This window comes from Acinetobacter sp. TY1, assembly GCF_048551395.1.
Classification (GTDB): Bacteria; Pseudomonadota; Gammaproteobacteria; order Pseudomonadales; family Moraxellaceae; genus Acinetobacter.
The window spans coordinates 1-4757 of sequence record NZ_JBLYZK010000058.1 but is presented as its reverse complement, the minus strand read 5'-3'; the positions used below and the strand labels follow the sequence as shown (position 1 = coordinate 4757).

Annotated in this window: 4 protein-coding genes and 2 pseudogenes; 2 read left to right on the top strand and 4 right to left on the bottom strand. The window is 34.6% G+C overall.

What is annotated here, in order from left to right:
• Positions 1-465: 465 nt before the first annotated feature.
• The 4 genes and pseudogenes from ACK2M2_RS16190 to ACK2M2_RS16175 form a co-directional block, all read right to left on the bottom strand.
• Positions 466-1338: a hypothetical protein gene (locus tag ACK2M2_RS16190; protein ID WP_180076682.1), complete on the bottom strand. Its 873-nt coding sequence runs from the start codon at positions 1336-1338 to the stop codon at positions 466-468.
• A gap of 184 nt (positions 1339-1522) precedes the next feature.
• A pseudogene (locus tag ACK2M2_RS16185) lies at positions 1523-1990 on the bottom strand (IS3-like element ISAcsp5 family transposase); the annotation flags it as partial.
• Positions 1983-2297: pseudogene (locus ACK2M2_RS16180) on the bottom strand (metallophosphoesterase); the annotation flags it as partial. The pseudogenes ACK2M2_RS16180 and ACK2M2_RS16185, both read right to left, overlap by 8 nt.
• Before the next feature lie 111 nt (positions 2298-2408).
• Positions 2409-2762 carry a helix-turn-helix transcriptional regulator gene (locus ACK2M2_RS16175; protein ID WP_419349880.1) on the bottom strand — a complete coding sequence of 118 codons (354 nt, stop codon included), beginning with the start codon at positions 2760-2762 and terminating at the stop codon, positions 2409-2411.
• Positions 2763-3345: 583 nt separating this feature from the next.
• On the opposite strand from ACK2M2_RS16175, the gene ACK2M2_RS16170 reads away from it, so the two are divergent.
• Both ACK2M2_RS16170 and ACK2M2_RS16165 read left to right on the top strand, forming a co-directional pair.
• Entirely contained in the window at positions 3346-3711 is a 366-nt protein-coding gene (locus ACK2M2_RS16170; RefSeq protein ID WP_419349878.1) for a hypothetical protein, read from the top strand.
• Positions 3712-3728: 17 nt separating this feature from the next.
• Entirely contained in the window at positions 3729-4469 is a 741-nt protein-coding gene (locus tag ACK2M2_RS16165; RefSeq protein ID WP_419349876.1) for a hypothetical protein, read from the top strand.
• Positions 4470-4757 lie beyond the last annotated feature (288 nt).

The following is a 4757-nucleotide window of genomic DNA, read 5'->3' as shown; positions in this document are numbered from 1 at the left end:
GTTTTAGGAGTAGGTTTATTCATTTTGAAATTATAGGACTGAATAAACCTTATAGGCTAGGTTTGTGCAACAAAGCCCCTTAATAATAGTTTTTAATAAATGTAGCTTTACAATCGATGTATTTTAATGAGGTATTTTAGATGTAAAAATGCCTATTACTTTACGAAAGTCTTCCAAATTGACTAAAAAAAATAAAAGAACAACTTTAAATAATCTTACTTTCAAGGAGTAAGTAATGTGGTTCCGTTAATTAGACCACTCAATCTAGTTTTATAAGTGATAAATCCGCTCGTTATTGAGGATACTCCTGAAATTTCAGAACAAGATACTGAGCACAACAAGCTAATCAAACCAATCGTCTGCTCTGCTTGATACATTCCCCCACCAAGCTCGAAGCTAAAGTGGGGGGCTTATCGGCCAGTGTAAATCTAGATTTACGGCTTTAGATGCTAGTGGTTCTGATCATTAAAATCTAGTTTCAAAATAACCATCTAATTTTTTGAATTGTTTACCCTGAATTCTATTCAGGAATTGAGTGACAATAATTGTGACCTCTGCAATATCTTCATCTGTACTTCTTATAGCATTATGAACATCAAGCTTAGTTCGCCAATTCGTTGTTTGTATAGAACTCTCATCTCCCTTTGACAACAAAGGTAAGTTCAAATAAGCAATCTCTCCAAGATAATCCCAAGAACAAAAACTTTTACCTTTTTCCTCAAATAAGAAGTTTTTAGCACTTGTGAATGCCAAAACTTCTTTACCATTTTTCATAATTTTCTTTAGAAAAATATAGTTAATTTGCTCATTGATCTTGGTTGGATTTTGATGGTCTGGCAGGAACGTCAAATAAGATAAAACTGATACTTTGCCTAATGAAATATTAGGATTTATCTTTGTCTTACAATACTCAAACAAGGTTCCGTCAAAATTTTCATATACACCATTATTAGGTAAGTTATAGAAATCATATTTTTTTGATATGTCTTCAAGAATGAACTCAAGTGCTGGATAAATACCAATAGCCATGCACTCATGTAACCTATTCTCTGGATACTTTTTTATATCCGCAAAAATAGTACGACTGAAATGAACAAGATTTTCCCACAATACCTTTTCTTCAAAATTATTTTTTTCAACTGTGACTATTAGATTGTCAGCTACTTCTTGTTTCTTCGTTTGAAGTTCTTCTTTTCCCTTAGCAATTTTTGCTTGTTTTTTTGCTTCTTCCCTTTTTAATTCTTCTTGAGCTACACGCTTACGTTTTTCTTCCATCATTTTTTCATACGCTATATCTTCCTGACTTCGTGTATCTTTATAAGGTTGCGCGTCATGCATCTTAAATTTTCCCGTATCAGAACGGTAACCCAAGTAAAAAATTATAAAAGATATAATGATTGCGATAATTAAAAGTGTCATTTTTCAGTATTTTATGAAGAAGTTATAAAATTATAATGTGGTTCCGTTAATTAGACCACTCAATTCAGTTTTATAAGTGATAAATCCGCTCTAAATATTTAAATTATGCTGCCATTACTTTTAGTAAATGTTGATCATAAAATTCATCCGGTGTTGCCTTATTCAAACTTGAATGAGGACGTATCATGTTATAAAAATCCAAATATTCAGCAATTGATTGTTTCGCTTGTTTAACCGTATCGTAAGCCTTCAAATAGACTTCCTCATGCTTCACGCTGCGCCATAAACGCTCAATCATTACATTATCCATCCATCGTCCTTTCCCATCCATACTGATACGGATATTTCGCAATTTTAACTCATTCAAAAATGCCTCGCTTGTGAATTGACTGCCTTGGTCTGTATTAAACACCTCAGGACAACCATATTTCACAATTGCTTCTTGCAACGCATCTATGCAAAAGTCTGTTTCCATACTGATCGATACTCGATGAGCCAGTACTTTACGACTATGCCAATCTATAATTGCACACAGATAGACAAAGCCTTTAGCCATAGGAATGCAATTGATAGAACCATTCACCACCATTTCTTTCGTGCAATTGTCTAAGCTTTAAATCATATAACCCTTTAATACACAACTCTTCGTGGTTTCCACGCACCGTTCTAAACCATGGCCTTTTCAGTAATGAAATGCACTCTAAATTCTCTTTGCCTTTATCTACAAGATCGCCCGTACAGATCAATAAATCTTCATCAAAATTAAAGCTAATGGAATTAAGATGATTCATTAATAGCTGATAAGAACCATGCAAATCACCCACCACATAGACTGATTTGAAAACTGATCCATCTATACTCTGAACATGTTTCATCATGTCTGATCGTCACCTGATTGATTAAAGGCATTATGCTAATAGGAATTTAACTAATTCAATAATTTAGAACTAGAAGTATCACAGAAATCAACCTGTAATCTTCACTGTATATCACCAATCTAATTCTGGTTTGGCTGTCGGTTTTTCCTGAATTTTCGCTTTTTTATTGTTACCCGAAGCTCTTTTACGAACCTTACCTTGTAGTTTTAACAACTCTATAGGTGACAATGGCACTTCCGGTATTAAAACATTAAAATTATTCAGCATATTTAATGCACCTAAAATGGCGATTAAGTCCGAAAGCTTAGCATCACCTTTTTCAGCATTTAACACCGTTCTTCTACTGACCCAAGCTTTACTTGCAACTTCCTCTTGTGTCATATCTAGATTCAATCGAATGCGTTTTAAACGCTGTCCTAGCACTGCTGCAATATATATTGGACTATCATTTTCTGAATACATCATTCTGCATCAATCTCAAGTATTTTTATAAATTTGCACATAATAAATTCAAGTCATTAAGTCCATATATTGCACATAAGTGCTTAATTTTGCCAGTTCTGTGCAAATTTGTGTATATAACATAATATCTATTTCAATGGAGCTCAAATGAGGCTAAATGATGGTGTTATCGTGAACCGTTCCATTGGCTCAATCTGAGCTTTTCTTCTTTATAAATAAAATAAGAAATAGAATAATTAATATATTTAGCGTTTAACAAATTTTTAATACATTTTAATTTTATTTTTCACATTTTTCTAATAATTATTAAAAACGGGCCTTGACGCTACTTAAGATACTGGATAATCTTGTTTTACACAGCAAAATCTGTGGGCAGACGTGGAAATCTGTTAGAATCTAGGTGCAATTAAATGTCGCACTTGCGGCTATTTTTTTGCCTACTGTTAAGCGCAGCCCTTATGGCGGTTTGACAGGGCAGCTTTGTGCTGGCCGATCCTAGATTCGGTATTTCCACCCCTGCCAAACTGCCACCATCTCACGTGGAAATGAGGTGTGGTAGGTAATCTAACCTATCTAGGAAAATGCTATGAATATTCAATTCAATGCTGCAAACCTTTGCACGCCAAAAAAACTTGCTGCACAACTTATTGTTGATGCCGCTAAAATTCTTAATCATGAACAACGTCAAGCCTTAGTCGATATTTTCAAGACTTTGGATCAAGCTGAGAAATCAACACCTGATACTCACCTCTTTCATAAAAATACACATTCAACTCTAAAAACCACTCCCCAAGAATTTATCTATCAAGATGAATATGCTCAAAATGAATTCAATCAAGAATATTGGAGTGGCCATCATTGTGATTCATATACACAACAAGATTACCCTGAGGATTGGGTAAAACGTACACAGCAATGTCCTCGTCATCATTTCTCAAATACGACTTACTGAGTTTTGGAGAAATACATATGACAAAGAAAACAAAATTACTGGTACAAGGTGATTACCCTCTGATCGCGTCTCCTACGCTTGCAGTAAAGTACGGAGTCCCATCAGCGATGTTCTTACAAAAGCTGCATTATTGTCTTCAAAGTAAAGATGCGATCAGCTTAAAAGATCAGAAATTCTTCTATCATACATATGATAAGTGGGCTGAAACGCTCGGGATTTATAGTGTTTCAACGATTAAACGTATCGTCAGTAAATTAAAAAAAGCTGAAATCCTGATCGTAAAAAAACTAGCACAAAATAAATGGCTTCAAACTAATTTCTATACGATTAACTACCGCAAGTTGAGCAGTTTGTTAAAAGACTCGCAAGAGCCTAAACATATTGATCAATCAGATGTAAAGTTAGCCCCTATCAGATCACAAAGCACAGATGTTATTCCAAAGCCCCAAGCAACATCTAAGCTTTCTGTTACACAGCCTTTCGAGATCAAAAAAGCTAAAGTAGTTACAACGGCAGGCTTAAGCCAAGCTTTAAATCCTGTAGCTCACGATTCTGCATTGAAAGCTATGTCTATTGAAAAACGTGGTTTATACCATCAGCTTTTAAAATTTAAAGTCGATATTCACTACGATGATACGCGAATTGATGAATGGCTTAACAAAAGAAATTATGTGATCCAAAAAATTGCATATTTAAAAGATCAATTGGGACATATGAAAATGCTGTGGCATACACCTGAGCAGCTTGGGCTTCATTAATATTCAAAAAATCCCTAAAAAGTTGGGAGCCTTTTAGCTCCCAATTTCATCATTTAATGTTCATTACTAAACATTTGGTCCATCGTCTATTTCAATATACGTACTAGCAATATGATCCTTTTGAACATTCTTGAGACCATTATCAAGCTGACTCATCATTTGAACTCGCTCTACTGACTCTACACTCACAGTTGTTTTCTCCTGCACAATATGAACCGTACCGGGTTTGTCGGAGAGTCAATATTCTGAGAGACTATCCCGATGAAAAAACCAAACTATACCCCCGAA

What these genes read in the sequence shown, in the direction of transcription:
- ACK2M2_RS16175 (WP_419349880.1), bottom strand. Translation starts at nt 2,762, where the DNA reads ATGATGTATTCAGAAAATGATAGTCCAATATATATTGCAGCAGTGCTA.
- ACK2M2_RS16190 (WP_180076682.1), bottom strand. Translation starts at nt 1,338, where the DNA reads ATGCATGACGCGCAACCTTATAAAGATACACGAAGTCAGGAAGATATA.
- ACK2M2_RS16165 (WP_419349876.1), top strand. Translation starts at nt 3,729, where the DNA reads ATGACAAAGAAAACAAAATTACTGGTACAAGGTGATTACCCTCTGATC.
- ACK2M2_RS16170 (WP_419349878.1), top strand. Translation starts at nt 3,346, where the DNA reads ATGAATATTCAATTCAATGCTGCAAACCTTTGCACGCCAAAAAAACTT.